General features: G+C 38.8%; 15 protein-coding genes and 1 pseudogene. 3 read left to right on the top strand and 13 right to left on the bottom strand.

The window, feature by feature from the left end:
• Positions 1 to 102: 102 nt before the first annotated feature.
• From mraY to rsmH, 4 genes are read right to left on the bottom strand one after another with little or no spacing between them, the layout of a single operon-like run.
• Positions 103 to 1,086 (bottom strand): phospho-N-acetylmuramoyl-pentapeptide-transferase, encoded by a 984-nt coding sequence (mraY, locus tag HMPREF2542_RS01365; protein WP_058670178.1) that lies wholly within the window; start codon positions 1,084 to 1,086, stop codon positions 103 to 105.
• A gap of 1 nt (position 1,087) precedes the next feature.
• Positions 1,088 to 3,346, bottom strand: a complete 2,259-nt coding sequence (gene pbp2X, locus HMPREF2542_RS01360) for a penicillin-binding protein PBP2X (protein ID WP_058670177.1) — start codon at positions 3,344 to 3,346, stop codon at positions 1,088 to 1,090.
• Between the two features lie 3 nt (positions 3,347 to 3,349).
• The gene (gene ftsL, locus HMPREF2542_RS01355; RefSeq protein WP_003070323.1) at positions 3,350 to 3,667 is read right to left on the bottom strand and encodes a cell division protein FtsL; all 318 of its coding nucleotides are present in this window, start codon (positions 3,665 to 3,667) and stop codon (positions 3,350 to 3,352) included.
• Between the two features lie 8 nt (positions 3,668 to 3,675).
• Positions 3,676 to 4,626 (bottom strand): 16S rRNA (cytosine(1402)-N(4))-methyltransferase RsmH, encoded by a 951-nt coding sequence (gene rsmH, locus HMPREF2542_RS01350; protein ID WP_006270105.1) that lies wholly within the window; start codon positions 4,624 to 4,626, stop codon positions 3,676 to 3,678.
• A 153-nt stretch (positions 4,627 to 4,779) separates the two neighbouring features.
• On the opposite strand from rsmH, the gene HMPREF2542_RS01345 reads away from it, so the two are divergent.
• The 3 genes from HMPREF2542_RS01345 (at position 4,780) to HMPREF2542_RS01335 (ending at position 7,269) form a co-directional block, all read left to right on the top strand.
• Positions 4,780 to 4,968 (top strand): helix-turn-helix transcriptional regulator, encoded by a 189-nt coding sequence (locus HMPREF2542_RS01345; protein ID WP_003070327.1) that lies wholly within the window; start codon positions 4,780 to 4,782, stop codon positions 4,966 to 4,968.
• Positions 4,969 to 5,236: 268 nt separating this feature from the next.
• Entirely contained in the window at positions 5,237 to 6,592 is a 1,356-nt protein-coding gene (locus HMPREF2542_RS01340; RefSeq protein WP_003070328.1) for a TrkH family potassium uptake protein, read from the top strand.
• An 11-nt stretch (positions 6,593 to 6,603) separates the two neighbouring features.
• Positions 6,604 to 7,269 (top strand): potassium channel family protein, encoded by a 666-nt coding sequence (locus tag HMPREF2542_RS01335; protein ID WP_006270110.1) that lies wholly within the window; start codon positions 6,604 to 6,606, stop codon positions 7,267 to 7,269.
• 47 nt (positions 7,270 to 7,316) lie between these two features.
• Here HMPREF2542_RS01335 and HMPREF2542_RS01330 read toward each other — a convergent pair whose 3' ends face one another.
• From HMPREF2542_RS01330 to nagA, 9 genes and pseudogenes are all read right to left on the bottom strand, one after another.
• A complete protein-coding gene (locus tag HMPREF2542_RS01330) occupies positions 7,317 to 7,574 on the bottom strand; it encodes a DUF896 family protein (protein WP_070484169.1) in 258 nt (85 codons plus the stop codon).
• 15 nt (positions 7,575 to 7,589) lie between these two features.
• Positions 7,590 to 9,629 (bottom strand): glycine--tRNA ligase subunit beta, encoded by a 2,040-nt coding sequence (gene glyS, locus HMPREF2542_RS01325; protein WP_070484166.1) that lies wholly within the window; start codon positions 9,627 to 9,629, stop codon positions 7,590 to 7,592.
• 2 nt (positions 9,630 to 9,631) lie between these two features.
• A complete protein-coding gene (glyQ, locus tag HMPREF2542_RS01320) occupies positions 9,632 to 10,546 on the bottom strand; it encodes a glycine--tRNA ligase subunit alpha (protein ID WP_058670175.1) in 915 nt (304 codons plus the stop codon).
• 277 nt (positions 10,547 to 10,823) lie between these two features.
• Positions 10,824 to 11,234 carry an EVE domain-containing protein gene (locus HMPREF2542_RS01315; protein ID WP_070484162.1) on the bottom strand — a complete coding sequence of 137 codons (411 nt, stop codon included), beginning with the start codon at positions 11,232 to 11,234 and terminating at the stop codon, positions 10,824 to 10,826.
• Positions 11,227 to 11,337, bottom strand: a pseudogene (locus HMPREF2542_RS09420) (MarR family transcriptional regulator); the annotation flags it as partial. The pseudogene HMPREF2542_RS09420 and the gene HMPREF2542_RS01315, both read right to left, overlap by 8 nt.
• Positions 11,338 to 11,425: 88 nt before the next feature.
• Positions 11,426 to 12,442, bottom strand: a complete 1,017-nt coding sequence (locus HMPREF2542_RS01310) for a hypothetical protein (protein ID WP_006270113.1) — start codon at positions 12,440 to 12,442, stop codon at positions 11,426 to 11,428.
• 309 nt (positions 12,443 to 12,751) lie between these two features.
• Positions 12,752 to 13,504, bottom strand: a complete 753-nt coding sequence (locus tag HMPREF2542_RS01305; RefSeq protein WP_070484159.1) for a DUF6261 family protein — start codon at positions 13,502 to 13,504, stop codon at positions 12,752 to 12,754.
• Positions 13,505 to 14,051: 547 nt separating this feature from the next.
• Positions 14,052 to 14,897, bottom strand: a complete 846-nt coding sequence (locus HMPREF2542_RS01300) for an aldo/keto reductase (protein WP_070484157.1) — start codon at positions 14,895 to 14,897, stop codon at positions 14,052 to 14,054.
• A gap of 314 nt (positions 14,898 to 15,211) precedes the next feature.
• Positions 15,212 to 16,366, bottom strand: a complete 1,155-nt coding sequence (gene nagA / locus HMPREF2542_RS01295; protein ID WP_039676523.1) for an N-acetylglucosamine-6-phosphate deacetylase — start codon at positions 16,364 to 16,366, stop codon at positions 15,212 to 15,214.
• Positions 16,367 to 16,935 lie beyond the last annotated feature (569 nt).

Here is a 16,935-nt window from a genome sequence, read left to right as displayed (position 1 = left end):
CTTTTTTTATATAAATACAAGATAAATTATGAATTTTTAGAAAATTTGTCAGATATTATATAAAAAACTCATTTTAAAGTACTTTAAAATGAGTCATTTCTCTTATAAATATAAAATCGCAAGTGTTAGTAAACTAGTTATAAGACCGATTCCCCAGAAAAAGAAATCAACTTTCCATTCGCTCCAAGCTTGACCATGACCTGACAAACCACCTAGTTCAAAATGGTGGTGAACTGGTGTCATCCGAAAAATCCGTTTGCCTCCAGTCAGTTTGAAATAAGAAACCTGCATCATAACTGAAGTTGTCTCAAAGACATAGACAATCCCAATGATAAGAAGCGTCCATTCTTGGTGAAGTGCTATCGAAATTGCTGCTAACATACCACCAAGAGCCAAACTTCCTACATCCCCCATAAAAATCTTGGCTGGTTTATGATTGAAAATAAAGAATGCAAGCAGACCACCAATCATACTCAAAATAACAATTAAAATATCTAAACGATGTTGAACTGTCGCAATGACTGCATAAGCTACTAAACTGATTGTAACAGAAATACTGGCCAATCCATCAATGCCATCTGTCAAATTGACTGCGTTGGAAAAGCCAACCAACCAAAAGAGAGTAAAAGCAATATAAAGATAGCCTAAATGAAGTGGGAAACCAAAAACATTGAGTAAATCTCCCCCACCGTGGGTATCAAAAAAGAAGTAAAAAACAATGCCACCGATAATTTGAAGAGCTAGTTTCTGCTTGGGATTTAAACCTTCATTTATTTTACGAAAAACCTTTAAAAAATCATCCAAGAAACCAACGATACCATACAAAACCAGAATAAATAGTACCATCAAGGCAGCACTTGAAAGTTCTTTAGAAATGAGAGCTGTCACAAAACTAGATAACACAGAAGCTAGCAAAAACACAGTTCCTCCCATAGTAGGAGTTCCAGCTTTTGCTTGGTGTTGTTTCACATCTTCGTGCATTTGTTGGCCGGAAATATGGGCTTTGTGATAAAAACGAATAAAAGCAGGTATTCCAACTAAAGTTAGAATAAAAGTCACAATACCTGCAATGATAGCTTGTAACATGCTAATCTCCTAATGTAATTGTTATTTCTTTTATTTTTTTAAGCGATGCGTTGGTCCTGACACTTTGAGCTACAACTTTTGAGCCTTTACCTTTGACATGGACTTTTATGCCTAACCAATCACCAAATGTTTCAGCATTTTTCTTCGTCCAACCATACATATCAGGCATTTCTGTAAAATCATCTGTTAGGATAAGAATTTGCTGGTTGGACTTCAGCTCTTCATCTGCTTTCGCGGAAACTTTCTTAATATTTTTACCGGTTCCCAAAACAATAGGTTGCACAAGATTGCGTCGTAATTCATCAGCCAAATCACCAGGACTAGTATTCTTAGCGGAGGGCATTTTATAAGTCAATTCTTTTGAAACAGATTTTAGAACGGGAGATTGTGTCGTCAAGTTCAGCGTATCTTTCATCGCTGCAGCCTCTTCCAATACAGGGTTAACAACTTCTTTCCAGAAAATGGGTTGGAAAGATTCTGAAGGTTGCTTCAGAGTTACATACATGATAAAATCGGGATTTTCAGCTGGTGTCATAGCCACCACAGAATAGATGTAATCATTTTCACCTGTTAGATAACCGCTACCATTTTCACCTGCAATCTGCGCTGTACCTGATTTAACCGCCACATTTTGGTTAGGCACTCTGATAATTGGACCACCTTCTGCCTTGCTATACAAGGTTCCGTAAACAGGATCTGTACCGACAGTTACCATATAATCTCTCGTTGTCTTAGCAGCCTCTTTTGAAACAGGACGGCCAACAATCTCTGTAGAACTCTTGCGTGCACGACCACTTTTTGAATCGTAGATAGCACTAATGAATTTTGGTTCAACCATTACGCCATCATTGGCTATGGAAGAAAAAGCCCGTAACATTTGTACTTGCGTAACTGAAATTCCCTGACCAAAGGCACTCATTGCATAGGTTACGATATTATCTGCCGGAAGACCACCGTAATCTTCATAATTCATTCCAAAACGCGTGGGTAATCCAAATTTAAATTTGCTAAGGTAGTCTATCCATTTTTCATCTCCCATTTTCTTTTCAAGAGAAGCCATTCCCACATTACTAGAAAGGGCAAAACCTTGGGCATATGTTAGTGTTTGCCCTTCAGAAAGCCCCATATTGACAAGCCAGTCACGAATCGTCACATCTGCAATTTGCAGCCCACTATTATTATAGGTTTCGTTTGCTGGAAAAGTCTTGTTATCTATCGCCGCAGCAAGTGTCATGACTTTCATCGTTGAGCCCGGTTCATATTGATTTTGATAGAGAGCACTGGACCAAGCGAAGTCTTTTGTCAGATCTTGCTTCGTATCAGCATCAAAGCTTGGACGCTGTGTCGTTGCAAGAATCTCCCCAGTTTTTGCACTGACTAATGTGGCACTGGCATAAGTTCCCTTAGCTTTTTCTACAAACGCATTCATCCGCGTTTCAAGGAAAGACTGTAAGTCTGAGGATAAGGTTGTATAAATATCTTTTCCATCTTGTGTTTTCTTTGAAATCTTGTCAGATCCTGGTACTATATTTCCGTTTTTATCTTTTTCATAGGTGATGACTCCATTTGTTCCGGCTAATGTCTTATTTAAAGCAGCTTCTAAACCTGTCGTACCAACAAGCGTTTTGCTACCATCTTTATTTTCCTGAAGTTGCGCTAATCCAATAAACACTGAAGCAAAATTCCCATTTTTATAACTTCTATTTGGACTAGTTGTAAAATCAACTCCTTTTATTTTTGCCTTTTTCAATTCCTCACGAATGGTATTCATATTACTATAACTGATTCCATTTCCTTGGGAACCAAATGAAACTTGCTGTAATTTTTTTCGAGATAATTGCTTTTTGACGTAATCCTTATCCATGCCGAGATGCTTATTAAACACTTCAGCTACTTTGTCATATTGAGATTCTTCTACGTAAAGAATTTCTCCAGTTGCTGACTTATAGTTTTTATCAATAACAGCATAAACATTATAGGAAGTTGCGTCTTCAGCTATTGGAAGACCATTGCGATCATAAATCGTTCCACGCTTTGCGGGTACAATCCTTGTCACCTGATGCACCAGACTTGCTTGTTTAGCCAAGTTCACACCAAACTTTTTTCCAGTTCCAATGATAATTGCAAAATTGATCAAGAAAACAAAAAAGACAAAAACCGTCAAAACGCTTAGGTTTTTCCCCACTCGTCTACGGTTATAGTTAGGATTTCTCCGATTTTTCAAAGCATGGTTTAAAATTTGTCTTTTAAGTCCATTCATGCTTTATTCCGCCGTTCTGATATTTTCATTATTTTGGGTCATTTCCTGTGAACTTGCTAATTTTGACAAACGTTCACTACGAATCAATTCGTTTACTTCTTGTTTAGCATCATCTAGTTCTGTGCGCTTTGCTTCAATTTTTGAATTGACAGTCGTTAAATCACGTTGCACCTGCAATAATTTTGTTTGCATAAAGACAACACTGGTTGCTAAGATAACCGCTGTCAAGACTATCGCTCCATAAAATGCTTTCTCAACACGAGAAAATTTTTGAATTCGTGCCTGAAGTATCTGGCCAGTTGTTCTTGTTCTAGTTGCCATCTCAATCCTCACTTATGTACTTTTTGCGCCACACGCAGCTTAGCTGAATGGGCTCGATTATTTTGATCTAATTCTTCTTGACTTGGTAAAATGGGCTTCCGAGTGACCAACTTCATTTTAGGCTGTAATTCCTCTGGAATAAACGGCAACCCTTTCGGTACTTCTACTGTTGAGGCTACTTTAAAAAGCTGCTTGGTCAAGCGATCCTCCAACGAATGAAACGTAATCACCGAAATACGCCCATCAACCGTCAACAAGTCCATCGCTTGTTGAATGGACTCATCTGCCGCTCCCAACTCATCATTAACTTCGATGCGAATGGCTTGAAAAATCTGTTTAGCAGGGTGCCCTTTTTTTTTCAATTCCTTGGCAGGCTTAGCAGATTTGATAATCTCTGCTAACTCCGTAGTGGTCTCAATCGGTTTCTTTTCACGCATTTGCTCAATTTTCCGAGCAATTTGCTTTGAAAATTTATCTTCTCCATACTTGAAGAAAATCCGCACCAAATCGTGATAGCTGTATTGATTGACTACTGCATAAGCCGTCAACTTTGCATCCTGATTCATCCGCATGTCAAGCGGAGCATCCTGTTTATAGGAAAACCCACGCTTGCGCTCATCCAATTGCGGACTAGAAACCCCTAAATCATAACAAATGCCATCAATTTCTTCAACACCTAGCTCATGCAAACGTTCCTTTAAATGACGAAAATTATCATTAATAAAGGTCACCATTCCTCGCGCTACATAAAGCGCTAAGTGTTTTTGAGCATAATCAATAGCGGTCTGATCTTGATCAAAAGCATATAAATGACCGTTTTTTCCTAATTTACTCAAAAGATATTCGCTATGCCCTGCCCCACCTAATGTCGCATCAACATAGATTCCATCTGGTTTTACATTAAGCTGATCAATGGTTTCGTGTAGAAGAACTGTTACATGATGAAATTCATTTGTCATATCTTCACTATTATACCATAAAGATTTAAAAAATGAATTTCAGAATCATGTAAAGTTTTTTGTCAATTATACTTGACATATTTACTTAGTTTCTTCTATAATAATATAATTATAAAAGTCAGTTATATTTGACATCAAACCAAGGATAAAAGCATGAATCGAGTAAAAGATTTCCGAAAAAAATTAGATCTATCACAATTGGACCTTGCTAAAAAGATTGGCGTTTCGCGGCAGACAATTAACATGATTGAAAACAACAAATATAACCCAACACTAGAACTTTGCATTAGTTTAGCGCTAGCTTTGAAGACAGACCTAAACACACTTTTTTGGAACAAGTAAAAAATAGAAAGACTAAATTCAAATGAATCTTCAACAATACAAAAAAATTATCTTACCTCTTCTAACTATTCTCCTTATCATTTCCTTCTACTTTTTCTTCACCTTGACAGATCCTATATTGTTTTGGATAGATGTGGCAGTGATTGCTTGCTGCATCTTTCTCGGTCGAAAATTTTTGAAGAAGGATTAGACTTCTTGCGCCTTCCTTCTCGTTTTTTAAGCTGCTTTATGGTAAAATAAAGTCATTATTCTATGAAGGAAGATAAGAATGTCACGTTTTTTATCAAGATTGTCTCCTGCGAGGCGTATTTTATTGAGTTTTGCCTTCGTTATCGTGGTGGGCTCTCTTCTTTTAGATCTGCCTTTCGTGCAGGTAGCAACTTCTAAAGCCAACTATTTCGACCATCTCTTCACGTCGGTTTCAATGGTCTGTGTGACCGGACTTTTTACGCAGTCTGTTGCAGATACTTACAATATTTGGGGACAGATTATCTGCATGCTTCTTATTCAAATCGGTGGTTTGGGGCTGATTAGCTTCATCGGGCTGATTTACGTCCGCTCCAATCAGAAACTCAGCCTTTCCAATCGGACCACTTTGCAAGAAAGTCTCAGTCAAAACGAAACAAATTCTATACGTGATTTTCTCCGCTCGATTTTTCTAATCACTTTTAGTATAGAAACCCTTGGAGCCTTGATTCTCAGTTTTCGTTTTATCCCTCTTTTAGGCTGGGGAAAGGGCGCTCTAACTTCCATTTTCCTTGCTATTTCTGCTTTTTGTAATGCCGGATTTGATAATTTAGGTAGTAATAGTTTACTAGCCTATCAAACAGATGCTCTGGTTAATTTAACTATTGCTGCTTTAATTATCATGGGTGGTTTAGGTTTTTCAGTTTGGTTCGACCTAAAAACAAATATTCAAACAAATGGTCGAAAAAGAAAACTACGTTTTCATACAAAATTAGTTCTAGCTTTGACTGCCATTATCTTAATAAGCGGAACCTGTTTGACACTCTTAACGGAATATCACAATGCAAACACAATCGGTCGGCTTCCTATGGGAAATAAACTCTTAGTTAGTTTCTTTCAAACCGTCACCATGCGGACAGCTGGATTTGCAACGATTGACTATACTCAAGCTCGCCCAGTTACATTACTTCTTTATATCATTCAAATGTTTCTAGGTGGTGCTCCTGGAGGAACGGCTGGAGGATTGAAAATTACCACTTTTTTGGTTGTGTTAGCCTTTGCTAGAACAGAAATTCTTGGTTTGCCTAATACAAATTTCGGACACCATACCTTTTCTCCATCCACCATTCAAAAAGCTTTCAGTGTTTTGATTGTCTTTACAACAACCTTTATTTTGGGACTGACATTCTTAACATTGACTGCAGATAATGGGCATCGGTTCATCTATTTAATGTTTGAAGCGATGTCTGCTCTTGGAACGGTGGGAGTGACTGCAAATTTAACACCTACTTTAAATCATGCAGCTTTAACAGTTATCATGTTTTTGATGTTTATCGGACGGATTGGACCATTGACATTAATTGTCAGTCTCTCCAATCGAAAACCAAATAAAAAAGAAGCGATTAAGTTTGCCAATGCAAATATTATCGTTGGATAGGAAGGAATTTAATGGATAAACGAACAATTGGTATACTAGGGCTAGGAGTTTTCGGTCGCAGTATCATTAACACACTTTGCAAATACAACTGCGATATTATTGCAGTTGACGATCATGATGATGTCATCAATCATTTTGAACCAGTTTTGGCACGCGGAGTCGTAGGAGACATTACAGACTATGATTTGCTACAGGCAGCAGGAATTGATACTTGTGATACTGTAGTGGTCGCTACTGGGGATAATCTAGAATCCAGCGTCCTTGCCGTCATGCACTGTAAATCTTTAGGCGTTGAAAAAGTGATTGCTAAGGTAAAAAGCAAGACAACCCGAAAAGTGTTGCTAAAAGTCGGGGCTGATCGCTGCATCTCCCCTGAACGTGAAACTGGGATTTCACTTGCTAAAAATATCTTGCACCAAGCCACTACTGATGTGATTGAATTAGACAAAAATGTAGCCATTGTTGAATTTTATCCACCTCAATCCTGGATTGGTAAAAATTTAGCACAATTGAAACTTCGTCAAAACTATAATCTGAATATTATCGGTTTTCGAGAAAATCCTGATGGTGTACTTAATATTGATACACCACCTAGCTACATTTTTAAAGATAAAGAACTGTTAATGGCTGTCGTTGATAGTCAAACATTTGATCATTTTGAGGATATTACCAAATAGCCAAAAATCGCTGAGAATATTTCTCAGCGATTTTTATATCATTTCTGTTACGAATTTGGATCATCCAAACTTCTACCGTGCAGGCCTTTTTCTCGTTGGACTTGACGGAGCTTTTCTGGCGTGATGTCATTTCCTGCTTCATCTACAATCTTGATTCCTTCGATGTGGTGACGAACGCTACGACGATACCCTTTGATATATTCTTCCCGCAACTTAGCTTGCTCTACTTTCTCTTCGGGTGTTAAGCCAACTGTTTTCTTTTTCTTGGCAAGCTCATTGATTCGTGCAATTTTCTTTGAATCCATAAAATTCACCTCTTATCATTTCGTATTGATTTGGTTAAATTGTGCCACTTTTTTAGCTTTTGTTGTTAAAGAAGCTAAGAGCGCCAAACGATTTGCTCGAATAACTTCATCTTCTGCCATGACCATGGTGTTATCAAAGAAGGCATCAATGACCGGACTTAAAGCAAATAATTGTTCAATATTACCTGCAAGATCATCAGATAAAGTCAAGTGCTCGATTGCTGTATGAAGTTCTTTTTCCTCTTCATTTTCAAACAGACTTTCATTCACAACACTCACTGCTTCTGCTTTTTCTGCCAAATTAAAGACACGCGCCAAACTTTCAACTGCTGGTTTGAAAGAATTTTCTTGTGCTTTTTCTGCTAGAAGAGCCGCCACCTCGACCAAATCACGTACAACAAACGTCGAGCTGTTGAGCACAGCTGTTACGATATCTTTCGGAATATCATTATCCATCATTTTTTCAATACGCGCACGGAAGAAATCAAGTACCTGCTCTTTGTTACTATATGTGAGACTATCAAACTGCAGCGCATAGAGCTGTTCTATCAATTCATCTAAGGCAATATGCCAACCAAATTTATCCAAAATGCGCACAACACCCTGTGTTGCCCTACGAAGAGCATAAGGGTCATTTGAACCACTTGGAATAAGTCCGACTGAGAAGAACGAAAGAATCGTGTCTATCTTGTCTGCAATGGCTAAAATAGCACCAACTTTCGTATCTGGCAATTCACCGTCACTGGCAGTTGGTAAATAATGCTCTCGAATAGCTCTAGCTACTGCTGTGTTTTCTCCTGCAAATAGAGCATATTTTTCTCCCATGATACCTTGCAATTCATCAAATTCTCCAACCATACCGGTCAATAAATCAAATTTGTAAATAGATGCGGCACGGGTTACATCTTTCACTTCCCGAGTAGATAAGTGTGCTTTTTCTGCTAAAAGAGCTGCGATCTTTGCTGTTCGTTCCATGTGCTCCGCTAATGAGCCAATTTTTTCATGGAAAGTTACTTTTTTCAACTTGTCAACCAAGTCAGAAATAATCAATCGTTGATCTTCGCGCCAGAAAAATTCTGCATCTTCTAACCGAGCCACTAAAACTTTCTGATTTCCTTTAACGACATTTTCGATGTGTTCTGCATTTCCGTTGCGTACCGATACGAAATATGGAAGAAGCTTGCCATTTTCATTGCGAACAACAAAATAACGTTGATTAACCTTCATAGACGTAACAAGGACTTCTTCCGGAACATCTAAGTAACGATCGTCAAAACGCCCAATAAAGGCGGTTGGATACTCAATCAAGTTCAGCACTTCATCTAACAAATTTTCATCAATTTCCACATGAACATTGTGCATTCTCTCAATTTCTTTGATTTGATCCAAAATCATGTTTTCCCGTTCCATTGGACTAGCAATGACAAAAACTTCGCGCAGATCTTCTTCATAAGAATCTGCAGACTGAATCTTCACTTCATGACCTAGAAAACGATGGCCTCGACTTGTCCGTCCACTTTCAATATCAAACAAATTCATCAAAAAAGATTCATCATCCAATAACACGGTGAGGGTATGAACAGGGCGAATATATTCAAATGTATGACTACCCCAGTGCATATTTACAGGAAAAGTTAGTGATCTCAATACATCCACAATACCGTCAATCAATTCCTCAACGGGTTTTCCGATTTCTTGTTTGGTCACATAGACATATTCCTCACCTTTTACTTCACGAAATGTGATATCTTCAACCGTCAAGCCTTTTCCACGAACAAAGCCTTGCGCAGCTTTCGTAAAATGACCATCTGCATCCAAAGCAATTTTCTTACTTGGTCCTTTGAAGTCTTCTGTCAGGTCTGTTTGCTTTTCACTTAGATTGGACACACGTACAGCCAAGCGACGAGGAGTGGAAAACATTTCAATCTTATCGAATGTCAAACGATTGTCTGTTAAAAAGGCTGCCATTTTATCACGCAATTGTTTCATGCTTGGTGTTACAACATAAGCAGGCATTTCTTCAAGCCCTAACTCAACCAATAAATTCTTCGTCATTTTTATTCCTCCTCAGCCAATAATTTCTCACGTGTTACTTCGTCTAACAATGGATAGCCTAGCCGTTTGCGCTCAGCCACAAAGGTTTTAGCAACAATACGTGCTAAATTACGAATCCGAGCAATGTAACCCGCTCTCTCTGTCACAGAAACAGCTCCGCGAGCATCCAATAGATTAAAGGTGTGCGAACATTTTAAAACATAATCGTAAGCAGGGTGAACGAGATTATACTCTAAACAACGCTTAGCCTCAGCTTCAAAATGATCAAAATTAGCCAACAGCAAAGCTTGATCACTCACTTCAAAACTGTATTTTGAATGTTCAAATTCTGGTTGACGGAAAATTTCTCCGTACTTAACTCCATCTGCCCACTCAATATCATAAACGGAATCCACCTCTTGGATATAGGACGCCAACCGCTCCAAACCGTAAGTTACTTCTGAGGTAACTGGATCAGTAGACAAACCACCGACCTGTTGGAAATAAGTAAACTGTGTGATTTCCATTCCATCAAGCCATACTTCCCAACCCAAACCTGCAGAACCAGTCGAAGGATTTTCCCAGTTGTCTTCGACAAAGCGAATATCGTGCTCTAGCGGGTTAATCCCTAACAATTCCAATGATTGTAAATACAACTCTTGAATGTTGCTAGGACTTGGTTTCATTACAACCTGAAACTGATGATGTTGGTAAAGGCGATTCGGATTTTCGCCGTAACGCCCATCTGCTGGACGTCGCGAAGGTTCGACATAAGCCGCATTCCATGGCTCAGGTCCAATGGCACGAAGAAAAGTATATGGGCTCATGGTTCCAGCACCTTTTTCATTATCATAGGCCTGCATGAGCATGCAGCCCTGTTCATTCCAAAACTGCTGCAACGTTAAAATAATTTCCTGAAAGGTTAATTTTTTAGACATTTATAACTCCTTATCCCTTATCATCAAAAAAAGTAGAACTGCATCGATACGACACCCTATACAGCTTTGCATAGGGGCGTCAAAACGCGGTTCCACCCTAGTTTATTACTTCATTGTTAATATAGCCTTAAGATAACATCAAGGACTAAAATTTACCGAAAGCGCCCGTTCATACTTTATTTCACCCGACTTCCACTATCTCAGGCTCGCTTGAGAAATGCCATAAGACTTTCTTTCTGACTAGTATTATAGCAAAAAAGGGCAATCTTGTCCAGACTTACTCCAACTTCATAGAATTAAAAACATACATAAAGAAATCTTGACTGACCTCAAAATGCCCGTAGCGTAGCTGGCTGGCATAGTTTTTCCAGTCTGGGTGCTGCCTGGCAGTTCCAATCGGACAAGGCCGGACAGATTTGTAATACTCAACATCCCGCCTGAAAGGGATAAAATCTGGTGCCATTTCAAATTGATAAACCTCGTCACCTGTCATTTTACCCACAGCTGTGAAAGCCTGCAGTTTTTGATCAGAATCAAGATCAATTTTAGAACTGTAGTAGAGTAGGTAATCGCCTTTTTTCATGCGTTTTAAAGGGCCGCCCTTCCCATGACAAACCTGGCAAAAACCACCAGTAACACCACGTTTAACATGATTTTCTGAAACAACACCAACCCAGAACTTAACCATCGTTTTCCTCCAATTTTAGTAAAAGCCGATTAAAATCTGACACCTGACTGCCCAGCTGGCCAAAGTAGGTTTGGTCAATTGCCTCAACGAGAGGCAAAGCCTCCTCGCAAAGGAGAGATAGTTGATAAATTTGTTTCACTCCAGATATCCTGGTAATTTGTAAATCTAGTCTTAGGTACTTTTTTCATCTTTTATTCACCAATCGCCCATTCTTTTGACAGTAAATTTGGAATTTCATCTGGTTTCACAGGAACATAATTTGGTTGTATAGTCCGACTAAATTTAGGCCGCTGAAATATCTCTTTACTTAATTGTATCAATTTATCATGTTGAAGGATTCTCTCACTAATTTGTTTAGATAGAAAATAATGTTCAGTGTAGGCAAATAAAACATAATTCAAAAATTTTTTCACTTTGTTTGAATTCTCACTATTAAATTGATGCCTGAGACTCCTATATTTTTTATTTTTCTTGTGATAAAAGGTTAAAACAAGTGTTTGTTTTTTTAACGGGAATATAACTAAATGTAACCCTTCCATTCTCACATCAGGAGAAAAATCATAAATGTCATTTACTGGATATCCATACATATCGGACTTTAATGTAACTGAAACTTGAGTTGCAATCGGGACAACATATGGAAGCAACTCTTTATATATAATTTGATATGCCCCTTTTGAATTATCTATGATTTCTTTTTTATGAAGTTCTATATCAAAATGAAAATCTCTTAAATCTAAATCATGTTGCTCCATTAACATGTCAATTCCAAAGATCCTATCTTCCATTTGCTTATATAGTTCCTTCTCCTGACTCCTTTTAGCAACATTTAATAATTCATCTTTTAAAGCAATTTCAGCTAACATTTTATCTGTTATGTCACCCAATAAAGATTCTTCGGACTCATAATCTTTAAAGAAAGTATTATCACAATTATCACATATGTATTTAAAAGTTCCGGAATTATTTATTCCTTTTTCTATATCAAAAAAATCAATATCTTCAAACGACATAAGCATTGTAGATTGGACTATTTTCCCGTTCTCAGCAAGATTTTTTAGGACAAACTGAGGTACTGAATGTGAATTGCAAAGATTCGTAATTTCTTTATCACAAAGCAGACATCTTTTAGGCCTTGATCTTTTTCTTGCCTCATAAATACGTTTAGATAACTCTTTTTTAAATTCAATATTAACTATACTAATCACTCCCCTTTTTCATAAATTAGAAATCAAAATATTATTTTTAATTTTAGTCATTATAAAATAACTTAACTGCTTGGTAATGATTTCTTCTTCCATTTTATCTCCTGAGTTCTTAACCAGCATTGTTTGATAAATACACTTCACATTATATCAGTTATTATATAATCCATAAAGTTTTTATGCAATAAAATTCTCTGGATATTCCTAAAAATTCATTTTTTTGTTAATAATATGGTTTCCTTCACATTCCTTAGCCAATGTCTATTAAGCACCAAAAATCCCCTAGAAATTACAATTCTAAGGGATTATTCTTTATCCTGCTACTTCCGGTACTTGTTCCGGTTTGGTTTTCTTATTTGGGCTGGCCAGGCGGCGCTTGCTGTCTCGGATGGTGTTGAGATCCTTGAGGAGTTTGGCAAAGTGGGCTTTCTCTGGATAAGCTTCTGCGGAGGCTGCGGTATAGCGCATAAAGAGGTCATAGATACGGGAGAGCTCGGTACGCAACTGCTTGGTTTTGCCGACTTCTTTGCTGGACTTGGCTGCACGCGCCAGAGCTTCTGCCCGGTCATAGTCTTCCTGAGCTGTTGCCACGGCGGTAAGCATCGGCAGAAGACCCAAGGTAGTCACTGCTGCATCATAAGGTTCCTCCTTGAGGGTTTTGAGGAGACTCTTGATTTCAGCAGTTGCGACATCGTTGGTATGCTTGGTGATGTCCTTATACTTCGCAAGGACTGGCGTTAGGGTTTCGTGGGCAGCTTTGAGATTGGGCTCCTTGATTTTGGCAAAGCCCCTATGCAAGGTAAACAGTCCGACTAGGGCACTGTCCCGCTCCTTATCCACTTCTGCTAGACTCAAGGTTTGTTTATTTTCTACGCTGGCCAACTGGGCTTGGAATTGCTCCAGCTTACTGTCAAAGACTTCAAGATGATCATCATACATAGCCTCATCCTTGTAGGACTTGGCAAAGCTAGTAAGAACCTGATGAAAGTCCGTCATCAGGCTCTCAAACTCACGGTTAGTAAAGTTGCTGTAAGGCAGGGGGCGAATGGTGTAGGTTTTTGTCATAATAATCCTTTCCAAAAATATGATAAAACAAGTATAGCATGTGGTGATAAATCTTTGGCAAGGCTGCTCTGAAATGTTGTTTTTAAAACCCGAAAGAGCATTTTTCTCTTTTTCAAAGAAAAAAGACAGCAAAAATCCCCATCTGATTGCTAGTAAACCTTCCGACGGGGACTATTTGTCTATAAAAAACGAATCATCCGAGCATTCAAGACTTAGAATACCTAGAAACTTTAGTGATTAGTGTCATCCTAGACATAGAATGCCAATCAATTTTAGTAAATCCTCTTATTTGAGGGATAGATTACTTGGAAATTTTCATAAATAGGACTATCTGAAAGCTAGATTCCCTCCAAATTTTAGCAAGGAGGACAATTCGACTCCTAGATTGGAGGAGAATGTTGATAAATGATACTGACTGAAGCCTTGACTGCTTCTTTTCTTCCTTATCTTCCCACTCCCAGTGGCTCAATAACCTCCTCAATCAGTCCTTTGATTTCTTTATCGCACAGAAGAGAGAATTTTGATTGCAGTTCCAGTCAATCACCATCTAAAAATCCATCTTATCTGGGTCCGGAGCACCACCTTCAAGACCTTGAATGTTTTTCAGCACTTCTAGGTCTGCCGGGCTAAGGGTAATGTCAAAGCAGTCCAGATTGCTCTTGATTCGCTCAGGCGTAACCGACTTGGGCAGGGGCAGGAAGCCCTCTTGCAGGCTCCAAGCCAGAGCGATTTGAGCGACAGATTTGCCGTATTTATCGGCCACAGCCTTGACTTCTTCATTGCGGAAAAGTTCCCCTTGACCGAAGGGACCCCAAGCCTCTAGGAGAATATCATGCTTACGACAATAGTCCACTGTTTCAGCCTGATAGACACCAGGCGCCAGACGAATTTGATTGACCGCAGGCAAAATATGCGCTGTCTCAAGCAGAGGCTCTAGGTGGTGAGGTAGGAAATTGCTGACACCGATAGCTCGGATTTTCCCCTCCCGATAGAGGTCTTCCATAACCCGCCAAACCTCTACGTTGCGCTGTTTCCAAGCATCCTGCTCCCGCAGCGGTTTCGGATTAGGCCAGTGGATAAGATAGAGATTCAGATAGTCCAGCCCCAAACGCTCTAAGGAGCGGGCAAAAGCTTCTTGAGTCTCCTCATAAGTATGATTACCATTCCAGAGCTTGGTCGTAATAAAGAGCTCTTCCCGCGAGATACCGCTGTCTTTGATTGCACGACCCACACTTCCCTCATTCTTATAAACAGCCGCAGTATCAATGTGCCGGTAGCCTGCTTCAAGTGCTGTCAGCACTGCCTGATAGGCCTCTTCACCATCCTGAGCCTTCCAAGTTCCAAAGCCCAAAACCGGAATCTCTACACCATTGTTTAATTGATAACGTTCCATCTCCGTCTCCTTTATTAAGCAAGCAGGCAGCCCAGTCAACTACCCCTTCCAACAAAAAATCTATTTCTTAGCTTTCTTTTTCAAGGATTTGGGTTTAAAGACATTCTCCTTGGTTGGTGCCATTCCCCTGCCGAGAAAACTATAAGTAATAAAAGTTATGCCAACTACAATCATGAGCATACGACTCAGATAACCTCATTATATCACGCCCCTTATTGCAATTCAAATCCTTAAAAACCTTTTCTTAACTACATGTATTTTAAAAAGTAAAATGAAAAGAGTCGGTTTCCCAACTCTTTCAAGATAAAAAGATTCTATTTAGCTTCGTATCTCTTTTCGCCGTCCAAGTAGGTTGCAACCAGTTCCAAATCCTTGTCAAGAACGATAAAGTCAGCGTCGTGCCCTTCCTTGATTTGACCGCAAACATCCTCAATATGAACGGATTTTGCTGGATTGAGCGTCGCCATCATAACAGCTTGGTGCGCATTAGCAATGCCCCATTTGACAACATTTTTTAGACCATCTTTTAATTTCAAGATAGAACCGGCTAGGTTGCCTGTTGATTTGAGTCGAGCAGTGCCATTTTCCACTACAACCGGAAATTCACCCAGCATATAATCGCCATCTTCTAGTCCACCAGCTGTCATACAGTCGGTAATGAGGGCAATATGTTCATGACCTTTTTGCTTCATCAAAATGTCACAAGCCTTTGGATCCACATGGTGTCCATCACAGATCAGCTCAGCATAAGTGTGTGGCAGCTCGTACATAGCGCCGACCATGCCCAGCTCACGGTGAGTCAGACCACGCATGCCATTATAGGCATGAACCCAGACACTAGCGCCAGCATCTACCGCAACTTTAGCTTCATCAAACGTTGCATTTGAGTGCCCAAGTGCAACTGTTACGCCTTCATCAGTAATGGTTCGAACAAAATCTTCAACACCTTCTCGTTCTGGAGCTAAAGCGATTTTATTGAGCAAACCATTCGATGCTTTTTTCCAAGCACGAAATTCATCCATTCGAGGATTTTTCATGTAAATTGGATTTTGGGCTCCTTTATATTTTTCTGTGAAATACGGACCTTCAAAATAGAGGCCGCGAATCTTAGCACCTGTCGCTTCTTGATAATGAGCACCGATATTTTCCGTGACCGCTAGTAACGATTCAAAAGTTGAGGTTAAGGTTGTCGGCAAAAAACTGGTAACACCTGTCGACAACAGACCTTCACTCATGGTATGCAGAGTTCCTTCAATATTATTGTCCATCACATCTACACCGCCAAAACCATGAATATGCGTATCAACTAAGCCCGGTGCGATAGAATAACCTGTATAATCTATCACATCCGCACCTGCCGGAATAGCTTTCGTCCATTTGCCAAATTTACCATCTGTGATTTCTAAGTAGCCACCTTGACGAATGCCATGGGGATAGAAAAATCGATCTGCTTGAATATATTTAGGCATAATAAAACCTCCTTCTTTCAGTGAGAGTTTATATAAGCTGTCACTTTAGACAACTGTAAATGTTATTTTAAATCACTCTCACATTATTCATTATGTCTCTTTCATTATATCGCTTTCTTTTCTTTTTGTAAATGGTATAGACCTATCTTGCTAGATTTTAAGTGATTGTATAAACACTACTGTTTATACTATTTTCTATACTGTCCATTTAATAAACTTGTAATACACTTCGTTTAAAAGAGTGATCTAAATTCCATATTGGCAGGAGCCGACTTTGATGCTGCTTATTTTAGGACAGATACTAGTACTCATTCCATTTGCAAGTCTTGTTTACTAGATATTTTTCGATATTAAATTCAGACCAACCTTATAGTCGTCTTGTTTTTTCTTGTTGTTTTCATATTTTTAGTACTAAATAGATAATTTCTGTCAAATGAATCAATTAAGGCACTCAACCTAAACCATCAAGTTTATATTCGACTTTCCGGTTACTACCCTATTTAAGTCTTTATGTTCTATCTTTTATTGAATAATTATTTGTATAATGCTATAATAAAAGTAGGAAAAAG

The sequence above is a fragment of the Streptococcus sp. HMSC034B05 genome (assembly GCF_001809055.1).
Taxonomy (GTDB): Bacteria; Bacillota; Bacilli; order Lactobacillales; family Streptococcaceae; genus Streptococcus; species Streptococcus constellatus.
This window is presented reverse-complemented; position numbering and strand designations above follow the sequence as displayed.

Coding starts and splice junctions, on each gene's coding strand:
- rsmH (WP_006270105.1), bottom strand. CDS start 4,626: ATGACAAATGAATTTCATCATGTAACAGTTCTTCTACACGAAACCATT.
- HMPREF2542_RS01340 (WP_003070328.1), top strand. CDS start 5,237: ATGTCACGTTTTTTATCAAGATTGTCTCCTGCGAGGCGTATTTTATTG.
- HMPREF2542_RS01345 (WP_003070327.1), top strand. CDS start 4,780: ATGAATCGAGTAAAAGATTTCCGAAAAAAATTAGATCTATCACAATTG.
- HMPREF2542_RS01335 (WP_006270110.1), top strand. CDS start 6,604: ATGGATAAACGAACAATTGGTATACTAGGGCTAGGAGTTTTCGGTCGC.
- mraY (WP_058670178.1), bottom strand. CDS start 1,086: ATGTTACAAGCTATCATTGCAGGTATTGTGACTTTTATTCTAACTTTA.
- ftsL (WP_003070323.1), bottom strand. CDS start 3,667: ATGGCAACTAGAACAAGAACAACTGGCCAGATACTTCAGGCACGAATT.
- HMPREF2542_RS01300 (WP_070484157.1), bottom strand. CDS start 14,897: ATGGAACGTTATCAATTAAACAATGGTGTAGAGATTCCGGTTTTGGGC.
- pbp2X (WP_058670177.1), bottom strand. CDS start 3,346: ATGAATGGACTTAAAAGACAAATTTTAAACCATGCTTTGAAAAATCGG.
- glyQ (WP_058670175.1), bottom strand. CDS start 10,546: ATGTCTAAAAAATTAACCTTTCAGGAAATTATTTTAACGTTGCAGCAG.
- nagA (WP_039676523.1), bottom strand. CDS start 16,366: ATGCCTAAATATATTCAAGCAGATCGATTTTTCTATCCCCATGGCATT.
- glyS (WP_070484166.1), bottom strand. CDS start 9,629: ATGACGAAGAATTTATTGGTTGAGTTAGGGCTTGAAGAAATGCCTGCT.
- HMPREF2542_RS01315 (WP_070484162.1), bottom strand. CDS start 11,234: ATGGTTAAGTTCTGGGTTGGTGTTGTTTCAGAAAATCATGTTAAACGT.
- HMPREF2542_RS01330 (WP_070484169.1), bottom strand. CDS start 7,574: ATGGATTCAAAGAAAATTGCACGAATCAATGAGCTTGCCAAGAAAAAG.
- HMPREF2542_RS01305 (WP_070484159.1), bottom strand. CDS start 13,504: ATGACAAAAACCTACACCATTCGCCCCCTGCCTTACAGCAACTTTACT.